We start from the raw sequence: 15,180 nt of genomic DNA on the forward strand, positions 1-15,180 counted from the left end.
CGGGTCAGGCGTCGAAATCGACCGTGACCCTCGTCGTGGTGGGGGTGGCCTGGCAGGTGAGGACGAATCCCGCCTCGACCTCCTTGGGTTCCAGCGCGTAGTTGCGGCGCATCTCGACCTCGCCGTCCACGACCAGCGCCCGGCAGGTCCCGCACACGCCGCCCTTGCAGGCGAACGGGAGGTCGGAGCGGACGCGCTGGGCGGCGTCCAGGATCGCGGTGCCGGCGGGCACGGGCAGGGTGGTCTCGCGGCCGTCCAGGACCACGGTGACCTCGGCGGCGGACTCCAGGACGGCGGTGTCCTCGGCCCGGCGCGGGGCGGGCGGGGGCTCGTCGACGTAGAACAGCTCGTGGTGCACCCGGTCGCGGTCGACACCGCGTTCGACGAGCACGGTGCGCGCGTCCTGCACCATCGCGTACGGGCCGCACAGCCACCACTGGTCCACGTCGGCGGCGGGCACGACGATGGCGAACAGGGCGCGCAGCCTGTCCGCGTCGAGCCTGCCGGTGAACAGCTCCACGTCCCGCGGTTCGCGCGACAGCACGTGGATGAGCTGCAACCGCGACCGGTACCGGTCCTTCAGGTCCGCCAGCTCCTCGGCGAACATCACCGTGTCCGTGCGGCGGTTGCCGTAGAGCAGCGTGACCCTCGCGCCACCGGCCAGCACGGTCGCGGCGATCGACAGCGCGGGCGTGATGCCCGACCCGGCGACGACGAACGCGTGGTGCGCGCCGCCCGACGGGGTGAAGGTCCCCTGCGGGGGGAGGACTTCCAGCACGTCGCCCGCGCGCAGCTCGTCGACGAGGTGGCTGGAGAACAGGCCGCCCTCGACGCGGCGCACGCCGATGCGCGGGGCGGTGCCCGCGGCGGCGCAGATCGAGTACGACCGGCGCTCGTCGCCGCGCTTGATCGTCAGGTACTGGCCCGCGCTGAACGCGAACTCCTCCGCCAGCTCGGGCGGCACGGCGAACGTGACGGCGACGGCGTCGTCGCACAGCCGGTCGACGTCGGCCACGGTGAGCGCGTGGAACACCGTGCGGCGGCGGGTGGGCGCGGGGGCCGTCACTAGATCTCCTTGATGTGCTCGAAGGGCTCCGCGCAGTCCTCGCAGCGGCGCAGCGCCTTGCAGGCGGTGGAGCCGAAGCGCGACAGCTCGGTGGTGCGCGGCGACCCGCAGCGCGGGCACGGCACCCGCTGCGACGGCGGCGTGAGGTTCAGCGGGATCGGCCCCGCGACCCTCGGCCCGATCCGGTTGGGCGGCGCGATGCCGTACTCGGTGAGCTTGCGGCGGCCGTCCTCGCTGATCCAGTCCGTGGTCCACGCCGGGTGCAGCGACGTGCGCACCTCGACCTCGGCGTACCCGGCCGAGGTCAGCGCGCGGCGCAGGTCGGCGCCCATCTCGTCGATCGCCGGGCAGCCCGAGTAGGTGGGCGTGATCGTGACCAGCACCCGCCCATCGGACTCGGTCACGTCGCGCAGCACACCCAGGTCCGCCAGCGTCAGCACCGGCAGCTCCGGGTCGCGGACCTGCTCGGCGATCTGCCTGGCCGTGGTCACCACACCGCTCCCGGCAACGACCGGTGCAGGTGCTGCATCTCGGCCACCAGGAAGCCCATGGCCTCGGTGTGCACACCGTCGCGGCCCGCCTGCCCGGCGACGAACGCCGTCGGGATCGGCTCGGGCCTGGTCAGGGTGGCGGCGGCGAACACGGCGTCCAGCACACCGTCCACTTCGGACCGCAGCTCGGCGGGGTCGACCGCGATCCCGGTCAGCCGGGCCTCGACGGGGTGCGTGCGGAACAGCTCGTCCACGAACGGCCACACCCGGTCGACGGCGGCGACCATCCGGCGGTGCGACTCCTCGGTGCCGTCGCCCAGCCGCACGGCCCACTGCGCCGCGTGGTCGCGGTGGTAGGCCAGTTCCTTGAGCCCCTTGGCCGCGATGGCCGAGAGCACCGGGTCCGCGCTGCCGCGCAGCCGCGAGAACTGGGCGACCTTCCAGGACGAGAACACCAGCAGCCGCGCGATCGTCGTCGCGAAGTCGCCGCCGGGGCCGGGACCGCAGTCGATCTCGACCAGCCGGACGTTGCGGAACTCCCGCTCGTCGCGCAGGTACGCGAGCCGGTCCTCGTCGCGGCCCGCGCCCTCGACCTCGCCCGCGCGGGTGAGCAGCAGCCGGGCCTGGCCGAGCAGGTCCAGCGCGATGTTGGCCAGCGCGATGTCCTCCTCCAGCTCCGGCGCGCGGGAGCACCACTCCGCGAGCCGCTGGGACAGGACCAGGGAGTCGTCGCCGAGCATCAGGCAGTAGGCGACCAGGTCGGCCGGGTCCGCCTCGGACGGGACCTCGCGGTCGACGCCCTCCAGCGCGGAGTGGAAACCGGTGCCGAACGCCCAGTGCGAGTCCTCCTGGTCGATCAGCCCCTCGTAGGCGTTGTCGAAGCTCATCACGGCTCCCGGCGCGGGTCGGCGGTCACAGGTGCGGCACGTCGTCGGGGATGGCGTAGAACGTCGGGTGCCGGTACACCTTGTCGCCGCTGGGCTCGAAGAACGGGTCCTTCTCGTCCGGCGAGGACGCGGTGATCGCCTCGGCGGGCACCACCCAGATCGACACGCCCTCGTTGCGGCGGGTGTAGACGTCGCGCGCGTTGCGCAGCGCCATCTCGGCGTCCGGCGCGTGCAGCGACCCGACGTGCACGTGGTTCAGCCCGCGCTTGCCGCGCACGAAGACCTCCCACAGCGGCCACGACGCGCTCATGCGACACCTTCCTGACGTGCGGAGGCCTTGGCGGCGTGCGCCTCGGCGGCTTCCCTGACCCAGGAGCCGTTCTCGTGCGCCTCGCGGCGGTGGGCGACGCGTTGCTCGTTGCACGGCCCGTGCCCGCCGACGACCTGCCAGAACTCCTCCCAGTCCGGCTGGCCGAAGTCGTGGTGCCCGCGCTCGGGGTTCCACTTCAGCAGCGGATCCGGGAACGTGACGCCGAGCTTCGCGGCCTGCGGCATCGACATGTCCACGTACTTCTGCCGCAGCTCGTCGTTGGTGTTGCGCTTGATCCGCCACGCCATCGACTGCTCGGTGTTGGAGCTCTCCGAGTCGGGCGGGCCGAACATCATCAGCGACGGCCACCACCAGCGGTCCACCGCGTCCTGCACCATGTCCCGCTGCGCCTGCGTGCCCCGCATCATGGTCATCAGCAGCTCGTAGCCCTGCCGCTGGTGGAAGGACTCCTCCTTGCAGATGCGGATCATCGCCCGCGCGTACGGGCCGTAGGAGGTGCGGCACAGCGGCACCTGGTTGCAGATGGCGGCGCCGTCGACCAGCCAGCCGATCACGCCCATGTCCGCGAACGTCAGCGTCGGGTAGTTGAAGATCGAGGAGTACTTCTGCCTGCCCTCGATCAGCTTCTCGGTCAGCTCGCCCCGGTCCGCGCCCAGCGTCTCGGTCGCGGCGTAGAGGTAGAGCCCGTGGCCCGCCTCGTCCTGCACCTTCGCCAGCAGGATCGCCTTGCGCCGCAACGAGGGCGCGCGGCTGATCCAGTTGCCCTCCGGCTGCATGCCGATGATCTCGGAGTGCGCGTGCTGGGCGATCTGCCGGATCAGCGTCTTGCGGTAGCCGTCCGGCATCCAGTCGCGCGGTTCGATCCGCGCCTCGGAGGCCACCGTGTGCTCGAAGCGCGCCGCGAGGTCATCCACCATGAGGTGGATGTTACACCTGAACGACGATTTCGGGAGAAACTGTCACAAGGGCTTGGAATCCCGTCGCGGACGCCTGCGCAGGAACAGGATCAGCGGGATCAGCACGGCCCACACGACCACCAGGAACGTCGACACGGGCAGGAAGCCGAGCGACGCCGTGCGGCCGGCGATCCTGGCGAGTTCGGGGTTCGCGGTGTCGTACTCGACCCGCACGAGCAGTCCCGCTTCGAGACCCTCGGGGTACAGCACGCCCTGCGACGGGCTGTAGACCTTGCCGTCCGGCGTGCCGAACCTGATCACCGTCCGGTTGAACGCGACGGACACCACCTCCGCGGTCGCGTTGCCCAGCCGCGACTCGATGGCGCGGTCGTCGCGCCAGGCGGCGGCCAGCAGCAGCACCCCGACGAGGGTCACCACCGCTCCGACCACCAGCAACGACCGGGCGACGCCCCGCCGGACGCGAACACCAACGGGTGAGCGCGGACTGGTCTGCACTGCGTCGTCCACCACAGCTGAGGAGTCTAGGGCTGGCCGGAGGAGGAATCTCAGCGGCGAGTCCATACCCTCGAAGGGTGACCTCTGCACCCGCGTCGCGGACCCGACAACGCCTGCGCGTCCACACCGGGCGCGCGGGGGACGAGGACCTGCTCGGCCGACTGCCGCACCCCGACAGCGCGCTCGCCTGGGTCCGGGGCGGATCGGGCCTGGTCGGCTGGGGTGAGGCCGCGCGCTTCGAGGCGTCGGGCCCGAACCGGTTCGCCGACACCGACCAGTGGTGGCAGGAGTTCACCGCCTCGCTGGACGTCCGGGACGAGGTCGGCGTCCCCGGTACCGGGCCGGTCGCGTTCGTGAGCATGGCGTTCTCCGACGAACCCGGCCACTCCGTGCTGGTGGTGCCGGAGGTCGTGCTCGGCAGGCGCGGCGGCGAGAGCTGGGTGACCACCGTCGGCGGCGGCGCGGCCGAGGCGACCGGCATCACACCGGTCCGCAGGCCCGGCACGGTCCGCTACGCCGACGGGCAGCTGTCGGTGACGGACTTCCGCGGCGCGGTCGCGGCGGCCGTGGCGCGGATGCGCGACGACAAGCTGGACAAGGTGGTGCTGGCCCACGACCTGCTGGCGGTCGCCGACGTGCCGATCGACCACCGGTTCGTGCTGGAGGGGCTGGCCAGGCGGTACCCGGACTGCTGGGTGTACGCGGTGGACGGGCTGCTCGGCGCCACCCCGGAACTGCTGCTGCGGCGGACCGGGCAGGTGGTGGACTCGCGGGTGCTCGCGGGGACGACCTGGCCGCACGACGGGATGTCCGACGAGGAACTGGAGGCGGCGCTGCTGTCGTCCCCGAAGAACCTCGGGGAGCACGACTACGCGATCCGCTCGCTCGTCGACACGCTGAAACCCTTCTGCACCAGCATGTCCGTCGAAGGCCCGTCGGTGCTGCGACTGCCCAACGTGTCGCACCTGTCCAGCGACGTGATCGGGACGCTGGAGGGTTCGCCGTCGCTGCTGCGGCTCGGAGCGGCGCTGCACCCGACGGCCGCCGTGGGCGGGACGCCACGGGCGGAGGCGATCGCGGTGATCGACGAACTGGAGGGGATGGACCGGGGGCGGTACGCCGGGGCCGTGGGGTGGATCGACGGGAACGGCGAAGGGGAACTGGGGATCGCGCTGCGGTGCGCGCAGCTGGACGGGCGGACGGCGCGGCTGTACGCGGGGTGCGGGCTGGTGGCGGAGTCGGATCCGGACAGCGAGGTGTGCGAGGCGCACGCGAAGATGCGGCCGATGAGGGATGCGTTGGAGGGGCGCTGAGCTTGTCGGGTTGTCGGGTTTTCAGGCAAAAACAAAAGCACAGGCGGATGGTGTGGTGCCGGTGCGTGCTGTTCCGACTTGAGTCCGGGCTTTGGTGATTGTGCTTGTTTTTTACCGGTGGTCACCGGCTTGCCGGTGACGTTGCTTCAATTCACTCGATGGAAACCGCCGTTCACGACTTTTTCGCTGGTGAGTACACCTGGTCCTATTATATTATTGGGATATGAGCGGACTGGGGCTACTCGATGACGCGGGGCTGATGCAAGCCTTGCGTGTCGAGGTTGAGCGCGCCCGTTCTGCACATGCGTCCGTGTTGGCGGTATTGACTGAGGCGCGGGCTCGTGGGTTGGAGACGCGGTCCGGCTATCGGAGCTTGGCGGAGTTGGTCAAGCACGTGGTTCGGGTGGATACCGGTGAGGCGAAGCGGTGGGTGGCGCAGGCGTCGGCGGTGTTTCCGTCGGTGACGCCGACCGGTGCGCTGGTGGCTACCGCGTTGCCAGTGGTGGCGGAGGCTGTGGCCGAGGGTGTGTTGTCATCGGCGCATCTGGACGTGCTGGTCGGCGCGATGGCCGGGTTGCCCGCCGAGGCCGAACGGATCCTGGTGGATGTGGCTCGGTCTGCTGAGCCTGCTGGGGTAAGGGCCGTGGCCGCCAATATCCGGGCGCGGATTGATCAAGACGGTGTGGAACCCGATGACCGTGAGTTGGCTCAACCGCTGAACCTGTTGCATCTGCGGACGAAGGCGGATGGTCGGGTGGAGTTCAGCGGCCGGTTGGGTGCTGAACAGGGTGGGTTGTTGCGGGCGTTGATCGGGCCGTTGGCCAAGCCGCACGCCGCCGACGCCGCCGGTCCGGACACCCGCACCCTGCCCGAGCGGCAGGGTGACGCGTTGGCGGATGTGCTGAACCTGGCGTCGCGGTCGCGGGATCTGCCGATCGAGGCCGGTGAGCGTCCGCATGTCACCGTGACCGTCGATTACAAGACTTTGGTGTCGGGTGTCGGTGCTGCGACTTTGGGCGATGCCGGTGTGATCAGCGCCGGTGAGGCTCGTCGGATCGCGTGCACCGCTGGAATCATCCCCGCCGTGATGGGTGAGCGCAGTGAGGTGTTGGACATCGGGCGGATGTCACGGCGATTGACTCCGCACCTACGACGGGCGTTGCACCTGCGGGATGGCGGGTGTGCTTTTCCGATGTGCGATCGTCCGCCGAATTGGGCTGATGCCCATCACATTCGGGAATGGCATCGGGGCGGGGATACCAGTGTCGACAACCTGGTGTTGTTGTGCCGCCGTCATCACGTGCTGATCCACCACAGCGAATGGGAGGTCCGGGTGTCGGGCGGCCTCCCGGAATTCCACCCGCCCGCGTTCATGGATCAATGCCACGTAGCTTAAGTTGATCATGCTTGTTGGGGATTGAGGGTATACAGCCGGACGGTCGCAGGACCGCCGTGACGGATACTGGCGGGCTCGTCGGGCTCTTTCATCCGGTAACTGTTGTGCCGGAACCGTTTGACCGCACGAGGACACGTCCGTTCACGGCGCGGCGGAATCCGCAGCCCCGCGATCCGGGCCAGCACACCGGGCAGAGCCCGCGCCCAGCACTCAGGGGGAAATGTCCGCCGTCCCGGTGGCGGAACGACGGACCAGACGCAGGACCCCGGTATAGGACAGCCGGTCCGGATCCAGATCGGCAGCCTCGGCCGCCCTGGCCATCAACGCGGTGATCGCGTGATGCACGATCAACCAGGCCCAGATCTCCTGGTGCACCAGATCCGGAAGCCGCGACCTCAGCACCCGGCCCGGCCCACGTAGATGGGTCTTGAGCTGGTCGTTCGCCGTCTCCTGCTCCCACCTCTGGTGATAGGCCGCCGCCAACTCGTCGGCACGCGCGTGGGCCGGGTCGGTGATCGTGGTCAACAACACGATCAACTCGCCCTCCCCGTTCCCGAGACGGTCGGGCACGTCGTACTCAACCACCCTGACCAGGTGCCCCTCCCGCGGATCGAGCTCCTCACCGGCCACGGCCGCGGCGATCACCCTCTCCCGACGCCCTCCACGCAGCGCCGGATCGACCACGACCGACAGGTAGGTCCCATCGGGCAGGACCCGCACGACCGGCAACCGCAGTTGGGTCGGGGCCCGCCACAACAACGCCGCACCCGTCCCCGCGGCCAGCCCCCACGCGCGGAACCCGTAGAAGTTCCGGTCCGCGGTCAGCAACTCCTCCCGCCGCAACCGCGGATAGAGCCGCCCGGCCAGGGTCTTCTCCCCGACCGCGTAGGCACCGACCTCCGCGGCCACGAACGCGTGCGTGCCGCACTCGGCCACCGCCACCACCCGCGCCTTCGGGAACGCCGACCGTTTCCCGGTAGGTCCGCCGTATCCGAACTCCGCCGCGTTGCCCGGCGTGTCAGGCACATCCACGTCGAACCCGTCGATCGCCAACACCCGCCATCCCCGCAACCACGACCCCCGGCCCCGGCCCGTCGCGATCGCCCCGGCCACCGGCGACGCGTCACCGGCCACCGGACCACAGGTCCGCTCGAAGATCTCCGGGAACACCCCGCGCCCCAACCGTTTCCTCGCCTGGGTGATCGCACTCGCGGTCGGCACGGCCCAGTCCGCGTTCCAGCATCCCCACCGGTCCAACGACCCGGTGACCCTGGTCGCGACCTCGGTGTAGTCGTCCTCGGGAAACAGGCACAGCGCCATCGTCAGATACGCCACCACATGCGGCGGCAGTTTCCCGTCCGATCGTTTCGCACCGACACCGCACACCGCGACCGCGTCATCCACCGCGTCCCGTGACACCGCGGCCACCAGCACACCCAACGACACCTGATCCGGCGACACCACACCCGCGTCCACACCGCAGACCGTGCCGGCCCCCGACACGACCACCAGGTCACCACGCCGAACCGACAACAAGAACCCCACACAACACCATGATCAACTTAAGCTACGTGGCATTGGTTCATGGATCCGCATCGCAGACCGGTGCGCAACGAGATGCGAAGACTCGCGGGCTAGACCGGGGACTTCGGCTTGGGCGCAAGGAGATGACCAAGGTCGGGGTCGGTTCCCCACCATCGGCAGCGGCGGGCGGGTGCGGGCTCCGGCCACGCTGGGGACATGTCCGCGACCCTGACCGCGCTGCTCACCGCTGCCACTCTCGTGGCGGTCCCCGAGCAGGCGACCTTCGAACTCCCCGCCCCCACCGGCTCGCACGACCTCGGTACCCGCCAGGTGCGCTTGGTCGACCCCGCCCGTGACCGGGAGCTGATGATCACCGCCTGGTACCCGGCGCGGGCGGGTGGGGAGCCGTTCGCGCCGTACCTGTCCCCGGTGTCGGCGGCGGCCTTCGACCAGGGGGCCGGGGCGATGGGGCTGCGGGCGGGGCAGGTGGACTGGGGAAGCGTGCGGACCCATGCCCGTGTCGACGCGCGTCCGGAAGGTCGTTGGCCGGTGATCCTCTACTCCCCCGGCTACGGCTCGTTGCGGACGTTGGGCACCACGGCGGCGGAAGACCTGGCGAGTCGCGGGTACGTGGTGGTGACCGTCGACCACACGCACGAAGCGCCGTTCGTGGAGTTCCCCGGCGGCAGGCTGGAGGTGGCGACACCGCCGGGAGACGACCGGCTGGTCACCGGGTTGGCCACCAGGGTGGCCGACATGGGGTTCGTGCTGGACCGGCTGCCGTCGGTGCTCGGTGCGAGCGCGGACCTGTCGCGCGTCGGGATGTTCGGGCACTCGTTCGGCGGTGACACGGCGGCGGAGCTGATGGTCACCGACCGGCGGGTGGACGCGGGCGTCGACCTGGACGGCTTCCTCGCCTACGACGCCGACGGCACCCGGCCGACCCGAGCCGCCACCGAGGGAGTCGACCGGCCGTTCCTGCTGATGGGCTCACCGGGCAGCACCACCGACGGGCGGCCCCGCACGCACCTGACGGCACCGGCGTGGGGCGCGTTCTGGGAGCGCAGCACGGGTTTCCGGCGCGACCTGGTGATGTCCGGGGCGATGCACTACAGCTACACCGACGTGCAGGCGTTCCTGCCGGGGCTCGACGCCGACCCGGCGGTGCGGGCGCTGCGCATCGGCACCGTGGACCCCGAGCGGAGCGTGGCGGCCCAGCGGGCGTACCTCGCGGCGTTCTTCGACCAGGCCCTCAAGTGCGTGCCGCAGCCCCTGCTGCGCGGCGAGTCGCCCGCGCACCCGGACGTGGCGTTCGTGCGCTGACCGGGCGGGTGCCCGTCACGCGACGGGCACCCGCTCAGGTCGTCAGCGCTCGCCCTTGGCGAGCAGCTCGTGCGTCTCCACGATCTTCTGCCGCGACTTCGGCTCGGCCACCGCGACCTTCGCCGCCGCCGAACCCGAGGCCACCGAGAACGTGCCGGGAGCCTGGGCGGGCTTGCCCTTGGTGAACAGCCAGGTGGTGAACAGGTCGTCCAGCTGCTGGCCGGACACCTGCTCGGCGAGCGCGATGAACTGCGCGATCGACGCGTCGCTGTACTTGTGCTGCTCCACCCACGTCTGCAACGTGGTGAAGAACGCCTCGTCGCCCACGGCCGAGCGCAGCGCGTGCAGGGCCAGGGCGCCGCGGTCGTACACCGCGCCGTCGAACTGGTTGGCCACGCCGGGGTCGCCGGGCAGGACGTCCCAGAACGGGTCGTCGGCGGCGTAGGAGCCGTAGACGTAGTCCGAGTTCTCCTGCGCCGTGCCCTCGCCCTGGTGCTCCGACCAGAGCCACTCCGCGTAGCTCGCGAAGCCCTCGTTCAGCCAGATGTCCTTCCAGCCGTGCACGGACACCGAGTCGCCGAACCACTGGTGCGCCAGCTCGTGCGCGACCACGTAGGTGTTCGCGCCACGACGCCAGAACGCGGTGTCGTAGTTGGGGCGGGTCTGGTTCTCCAGCGCGAAGCCGATGCCGCCGGTGACCACACCGCCCTGCGCCTCGAACGGGTACGGGCCGAAGAAGCCCGACTCGAACTCGAGGATCTCCGGGGTGCGCTCCACGCTCGCCTTGGCCGCGCCCTCGAACTCGCCGAGGCCCTCGGCGTAGGCGTTGACCACGGGCAGGCCGCTGGGCGAGGTCGACTGGCGGATCTCGAACTGGCCGATCGACACGAACGTCGAGTAGGTGTTCTGCGGCTTGGTGCTGCGCCAGTTCCAGCGCGTCCAGCCGTTGATCTGCTTGGTGGTGCCGGTCAGCCTGCCGTTGGAGATGACCTCGACGCCGTCCGGCACCGCGACGGAGACGTCGAACGTCGCCTTGTCCGTCGGGTGGTTGTTGCTCGGGTACCACCACGGCGCGATGTCCGGCTCGTCGATCGCGAGCGCGCCGGTGGCCGTCTTCTTCCACGACGTGTAGCCGTCGACCGACTTGGTCGACGGGGAGTCGGAGTAGGTCACGACGACGGTGAGGTCGCTGCCCTTGGCCAGGGTCGCCTTCGGGTCGACGACCAGTTCGCCGCCCTGCTGGGTGAACGACGCGAGCTTGTTGTTCACCCGCACCGACTGGACGTTCAGCAGGAAGTCCAGGTTGAACTTCGACAGGTCCTGGGTCGCCCTCGCCAGGATCGTCGTGCTGCCGGACAGGTTGTCGTTCGACGGCTGGTAGTTGAGCCGGATGTCGTAGTGGAGGGCGTCGTAACCCCCGTTGCCCGAATTCGGGTAGTAAGGATCACCGATTCCGGGTGCTCCTGGTGCCGCGGCGGCGGAGGCCGGACCCGCGAGCAGCGCGAGGGTGCACGCCGTGGCCGCCCCGACCGTGATCTTCGCTCTGATGGACATGGGGGCAAGCTAGCCACCCCACCAGGCTCCGAATACCCCCGTACGTAGGCTCCTACGAAGTGGAACGGGTTGAGACGGCGGCCCTCAACCTGCTGTGCAAATCACGCAATCCGGACCGATCCGCACGAACCTCCACGACCCTGATCCCCTTCGGCGGGGTGAGCGCGGCACGGAATTCCGCCGCGGAATTCACCCGTTCGTGCGATACCCGATAACCGGCGCACAACAGGGCCAGGTCCATTCCGTGCGGTGTGCCGAAAACCCGTTCGAACGACGCCGCGTGCTCCGGCGAGCCCTGCTCCAGCAGCGAGAAGATGCCGCCCCCGTCGTCGTTGAGCACCACGATCGTCAGGTCCGGCCGCAGCTCGTCCGGGCCGATCAGCAGCCCGTTCAGGTCGTGCAGGAACGTCAGGTCGCCGACGAGCGCGTACCCCGGCCCCTCGGCGAGCGCAAGGCCCACCGCGGTCGACAGGCTGCCGTCGATGCCCGCCCCGCCGCGGTTGGCGTGCACGACGAGGTCCGTGCGCGGGACCGCCACGAGGTCGACGTCGCGCACGGGGTTGGACGACCCGAGGAACAGCAGCGCGCCCGGCGGCAGCGCCGCGACCAGGTCCCGCGCCACGTGCAGCCCGGTCGGCCACGGCTCGTCGGCCAGCACCCCGTCCACGGCTTCCGCGGCCGCGTCGTCCGCGTCCTGCCAGGCGGTCATCCAGGCGGCTTCCACGTCCGGCTCACCCGGTTCCAAGGCCGTGGACGTGTGCGTCGCCGCGAACGACGGGTCCGGCCAGTCCGGTTCGGCCGACAGGACGTGCACCACGGGCGTCCGCCCGATCAGCTTCAGCACCCCGCGCGACAGCGTCGCCCGCCCCACGACCAGCACCGCGTCCGGGATCAGCTCCTTCGGCAGCTCGCCGGAGTTGAGCAGCAGCGTGCCGTGCCGCAGCACCGGCCCGTCCACCCCCGCGGTCGGCTCGGCCACGATCGGCCACCCGGCGTGCCACGCCAACTCCGCCAACTCGCCCATCGGCGCGTCGCCGACGACGACCAGCGTGCGCGGCCCGAGGTGCTCGGCGGTCGACGTGGACGTCGTGGCGCGCGCGTGCGCCCTGGTCCACGGCACGTCGAAGTCCCGGCCGTCCAGCGGCTCCGGCCAGTCGTCGTCGACCTCCGGCACCAGCGGGTCGCGCAGCGGCACGTTGACGTGCAGCGGCCTGCCCGACCGCGCGGTCGCCACCGCCCGGCAGACCAGCGACCGCCACATCCCGTTCTGCCCGGTCCGCCGCTCGGCCACCGGGAAGTGCAGCGTGTCGGTGGCCGCCGCGAAGATCCCGTGCTGGTCCACCGTCTGGCTCGCGCCGGTCCGGTGCAGCTCGACCGGGCGGTCCGCCGTGATCACCAGCAGCGGCGTGCCCGAGTGCCGCGCCTCCAGCACCGCCGGGTGCAGGTTCGCGACCGCCGTGCCCGACGTGCAGACCACGGCGGTCACCCCGCCGGCCTTCGCCAGCCCCAGCGCGAGGAATCCGGCGCTGCGCTCGTCGACGCGGACGTGCAGCACCAGCCGCCCGGCCACCGCGGCGTCGTGCAGGGCGAAGGACAGGGGCGCGTTGCGCGATCCGGGGCTCAGCACGACGTGGCGGACGTCGTTGCGGACGAGTTCGTCGACGAGCACCCTGGCCTGCGCGGTGGACGGGTTCACCCGACCATTCTCCCCCGACGCCCCCGCCGGGCCGTTTCCCCTTCGCGCAGTGTTCGATCCGATTGCCGACCTGTGCTCCGCGACCCGCGGAACGGCCCTTATTGTCGGCTGCGTGGCTGATCACGAAATCTCCGAGCTGTTCGACGCGTCCCGGTGGAAGCCGATCGCCGGTTTCGAGACCCTGACGGACATCACCTACCACCGCGCGGTGGACCAGGGGACCGTGCGGATCGCGTTCAACCGGCCCGAGGTGCGCAACGCGTTCCGCCCGCACACGGTGGACGAGCTGCACCGGGCGCTGGACCACGCGCGGATGTCGTCGGACGTGGGCTGCGTGCTGCTGACCGGCAACGGGCCGTCGGCGCGCGACGGCGGGTGGGCGTTCTGCTCCGGTGGCGACCAGCGGATTCGGGGGCGTTCGGGGTACCAATACGCCGATGGCGAAACCGCCGACACGGTGGACCCGGCGCGGGCTGGGCGGTTGCACATCCTGGAGTGCCAGCGGCTGATCCGGTTCATGCCGAAGGTCGTCATCGCGGTCGTGCCGGGGTGGGCCGCGGGTGGCGGGCACAGCCTGCACGTGGTGTGCGACCTGACGATCGCGAGCGCCGAGCACGCGAGGTTCAAGCAGACCGACGCGGACGTCGGCAGCTTCGACGGCGGGTACGGGTCGGCGTACCTGGCGCGGCAGGTCGGGCAGAAGTTCGCGCGGGAGATCTTCTTCCTCGGGCGCGCCTACAGCGCGGCGGACATGCAGCGGATGGGCGCGGTGAACGAGGTCGTGCCGCACGCCGAGCTGGAGAGCACCGCGCTCCAGTGGGCGCGGGAGATCAACGGCAAGTCGCCGACGGCGCAGCGGATGCTGAAGTACTCGTTCAACCTGATCGACGACGGGCTCGTCGGGCAGCAGATCTTCGCGGGCGAGACGACCCGGCTGGCGTACATGACCGACGAGGCCGTGGAGGGGCGCGACGCGTTCCTGGAGAAGCGGACGCCGGACTGGTCCGACTTCCCGTACTACTTCTGATGGCGGGCGTCGTCGAGGCGGTTCCGGTCCCGGCGGGCGCGCTCGAACTGCTGGGGCCGTTGGCGGCGGCGCTGGACGGCACCGGCCCGGCGGTGCTGCCGGTGCCGTCCGGCCAGGTCGCCGCGCCGTTGCCGCTGGAGGGCTGGGAGCGGGACGCGGCGCTCGTGGTGACCACGTCCGGGTCGACCGGCGTGCCCAAGTCCGTGCTGCTGTCGGCCGCGGCGCTCCGCGCGTCCGCCACGGCGACGCACGACCGCCTCGGCGGGCCGGGCCGGTGGCTGCTGGCGCTGCCCGCCACGCACATCGCGGGCGTCCAGGTGCTGGTCCGGTCGCTGGTCGCGCGCCTCGCGCCCGCGGTGCTCGACCTCGCGCCGGGGTTCCGCGCCGCCGCGTTCGCCGACGCCGCGGTGCCGCTGCTGGCGTCGCCGGGCAGGCACTACACGGCGCTTGTGCCGACCCAGTTGGCGCGGCTGCTGGCCGAGGACGTCGAGGTGCTGCGCGGGTTCGACGCCGTGCTGCTCGGCGGCGCGGCCACCCCGCCGACGCTGCTCGCCGCGGCGCGGGACGCGGGCGTGCGCGTGGTGACGACGTACGGGATGAGCGAGACCGCGGGCGGGTGCGTCTACGACGGCGTGCCGCTGGACGGCGTGCGCGTGCGGCTCGCCGCGGGTCGGATCGAGCTGGCCGGGCCGACGCTCGCGCTCGGCTACCGGGGGCGGCGGTTCGCCGACGGCTGGTTCCGCACCGGCGACCTCGGGCGGTTCGGCGCCGACGGGGTGCTGGAGGTGCTCGGGCGGGCGGATGACGTGATCATCACCGGTGGCGAGAACGTGCCGCCCGCGCTGGTGGAGCGGGTCGTCTCGGCGCTGCCGGGGGTGCGCGAGGTGTGCGTCGTCGGGCTGCCCGACGCCGAGTGGGGGCAGGTCGTCGCGGCGGCCGTCGTCCCGGCGGGTCCACCGCCGTCCGAATCGGACGTCCGGAAGGCCGTCCGGGCCGGGGTCGGTCGGGCCGCCGTGCCGAAGCGGGTGGTCTTCGTGGCGGAGCTGCCGACGCGCGGCCCCGGCAAGGTCGACCGCACGGCCGTGGCGCGCCTGTTCGGGTGACCGCCGTCAGCAGGGGTGTCCGCGGTTGTCGTGGGGGCATGGCCGAAGATGAGCGCC

At 71.2% G+C, this 15,180-nt stretch carries 14 protein-coding genes; 5 read left to right on the forward strand and 9 right to left on the reverse strand.

Annotated features, from left to right (window positions below):
* Positions 1 to 4 precede the first annotated feature (4 nt).
* The 6 genes from paaE to RM788_RS22825 are packed head-to-tail and all read right to left on the reverse strand — an operon-like array spanning position 5 to position 4,202.
* Positions 5 to 1,066: a 1,2-phenylacetyl-CoA epoxidase subunit PaaE gene (gene paaE, locus RM788_RS22800; protein ID WP_315933772.1), complete on the reverse strand. Its 1,062-nt coding sequence runs from the start codon at positions 1,064 to 1,066 to the stop codon at positions 5 to 7.
* Positions 1,066 to 1,557 carry a 1,2-phenylacetyl-CoA epoxidase subunit PaaD gene (gene paaD / locus RM788_RS22805; RefSeq protein WP_399344467.1) on the reverse strand — a complete coding sequence of 164 codons (492 nt, stop codon included), beginning with the start codon at positions 1,555 to 1,557 and terminating at the stop codon, positions 1,066 to 1,068. Before paaD ends, paaE begins: the two co-directional genes overlap by 1 nt.
* On the reverse strand, positions 1,554 to 2,444 hold the full coding sequence (gene paaC / locus RM788_RS22810) for a 1,2-phenylacetyl-CoA epoxidase subunit PaaC (RefSeq protein ID WP_315933774.1): 891 nt from the start codon (positions 2,442 to 2,444) through the stop codon (positions 1,554 to 1,556). Before paaC ends, paaD begins: the two co-directional genes overlap by 4 nt.
* Before the next feature lie 25 nt (positions 2,445 to 2,469).
* A complete protein-coding gene (gene paaB, locus RM788_RS22815) occupies positions 2,470 to 2,754 on the reverse strand; it encodes a 1,2-phenylacetyl-CoA epoxidase subunit PaaB (protein ID WP_106187035.1) in 285 nt (94 codons plus the stop codon).
* The gene (gene paaA, locus RM788_RS22820) at positions 2,751 to 3,692 is read right to left on the reverse strand and encodes a 1,2-phenylacetyl-CoA epoxidase subunit PaaA (protein ID WP_315933775.1); all 942 of its coding nucleotides are present in this window, start codon (positions 3,690 to 3,692) and stop codon (positions 2,751 to 2,753) included. The genes paaB and paaA overlap by 4 nt, the downstream gene beginning before the upstream one ends.
* Before the next feature lie 42 nt (positions 3,693 to 3,734).
* The gene (locus RM788_RS22825; RefSeq protein WP_315933776.1) at positions 3,735 to 4,202 is read right to left on the reverse strand and encodes a DUF3592 domain-containing protein; all 468 of its coding nucleotides are present in this window, start codon (positions 4,200 to 4,202) and stop codon (positions 3,735 to 3,737) included.
* Positions 4,203 to 4,264: 62 nt separating this feature from the next.
* Here RM788_RS22825 and RM788_RS22830 point away from each other — a divergent pair, with 62 nt between their 5' ends.
* A complete protein-coding gene (locus RM788_RS22830; RefSeq protein ID WP_315933777.1) occupies positions 4,265 to 5,500 on the forward strand; it encodes an isochorismate synthase in 1,236 nt (411 codons plus the stop codon).
* A 223-nt stretch (positions 5,501 to 5,723) separates the two neighbouring features.
* Entirely contained in the window at positions 5,724 to 6,896 is a 1,173-nt protein-coding gene (locus RM788_RS22835; RefSeq protein ID WP_315933778.1) for an HNH endonuclease signature motif containing protein, read from the forward strand.
* A 210-nt stretch (positions 6,897 to 7,106) separates the two neighbouring features.
* Here the strand turns inward: RM788_RS22835 and RM788_RS22840 are convergent, their stop codons facing one another.
* Positions 7,107 to 8,405: an IS4 family transposase gene (locus RM788_RS22840; protein ID WP_315930309.1), complete on the reverse strand. Its 1,299-nt coding sequence runs from the start codon at positions 8,403 to 8,405 to the stop codon at positions 7,107 to 7,109.
* Positions 8,406 to 8,636: 231 nt separating this feature from the next.
* On the opposite strand from RM788_RS22840, the gene RM788_RS22845 reads away from it, so the two are divergent.
* Entirely contained in the window at positions 8,637 to 9,743 is a 1,107-nt protein-coding gene (locus RM788_RS22845; RefSeq protein WP_315933779.1) for an alpha/beta hydrolase family protein, read from the forward strand.
* Between the two features lie 42 nt (positions 9,744 to 9,785).
* On the opposite strand, the gene RM788_RS22850 is transcribed toward RM788_RS22845, so the two are convergent.
* Positions 9,786 to 11,297 carry a M1 family metallopeptidase gene (locus tag RM788_RS22850; RefSeq protein WP_315933780.1) on the reverse strand — a complete coding sequence of 504 codons (1,512 nt, stop codon included), beginning with the start codon at positions 11,295 to 11,297 and terminating at the stop codon, positions 9,786 to 9,788.
* A 52-nt stretch (positions 11,298 to 11,349) separates the two neighbouring features.
* Complete coding sequence (gene menD / locus RM788_RS22855; protein WP_315933781.1) at positions 11,350 to 12,993, reverse strand: 2-succinyl-5-enolpyruvyl-6-hydroxy-3-cyclohexene-1-carboxylic-acid synthase; 1,644 nt, start codon at positions 12,991 to 12,993, stop codon at positions 11,350 to 11,352.
* Positions 12,994 to 13,105: 112 nt separating this feature from the next.
* On the opposite strand from menD, the gene RM788_RS22860 reads away from it, so the two are divergent.
* On the forward strand, positions 13,106 to 14,020 hold the full coding sequence (locus RM788_RS22860) for a 1,4-dihydroxy-2-naphthoyl-CoA synthase (RefSeq protein ID WP_315933782.1): 915 nt from the start codon (positions 13,106 to 13,108) through the stop codon (positions 14,018 to 14,020).
* Positions 14,020 to 15,123, forward strand: a complete 1,104-nt coding sequence (gene menE / locus RM788_RS22865; RefSeq protein ID WP_315933783.1) for an o-succinylbenzoate--CoA ligase — start codon at positions 14,020 to 14,022, stop codon at positions 15,121 to 15,123. Before RM788_RS22860 ends, menE begins: the two co-directional genes overlap by 1 nt.
* The last annotated feature ends 57 nt before the right edge of the window (positions 15,124 to 15,180 follow it).

The organism is Umezawaea sp. Da 62-37 (assembly GCF_032460545.1).
Taxonomy (GTDB): Bacteria; Actinomycetota; Actinomycetes; order Mycobacteriales; family Pseudonocardiaceae; genus Umezawaea.

Bases quoted from the DNA above. Each gene is read 5' to 3' on its own strand.
- paaC (WP_315933774.1), bottom strand. From the start codon at position 2,444: ATGAGCTTCGACAACGCCTACGAGGGGCTGATCGACCAGGAGGACTCG.
- paaB (WP_106187035.1), bottom strand. From the start codon at position 2,754: ATGAGCGCGTCGTGGCCGCTGTGGGAGGTCTTCGTGCGCGGCAAGCGC.
- paaA (WP_315933775.1), bottom strand. From the start codon at position 3,692: ATGGTGGATGACCTCGCGGCGCGCTTCGAGCACACGGTGGCCTCCGAG.
- RM788_RS22835 (WP_315933778.1), top strand. From the start codon at position 5,724: ATGAGCGGACTGGGGCTACTCGATGACGCGGGGCTGATGCAAGCCTTG.
- RM788_RS22845 (WP_315933779.1), top strand. From the start codon at position 8,637: ATGTCCGCGACCCTGACCGCGCTGCTCACCGCTGCCACTCTCGTGGCG.
- RM788_RS22850 (WP_315933780.1), bottom strand. From the start codon at position 11,297: ATGTCCATCAGAGCGAAGATCACGGTCGGGGCGGCCACGGCGTGCACC.
- menE (WP_315933783.1), top strand. From the start codon at position 14,020: ATGGCGGGCGTCGTCGAGGCGGTTCCGGTCCCGGCGGGCGCGCTCGAA.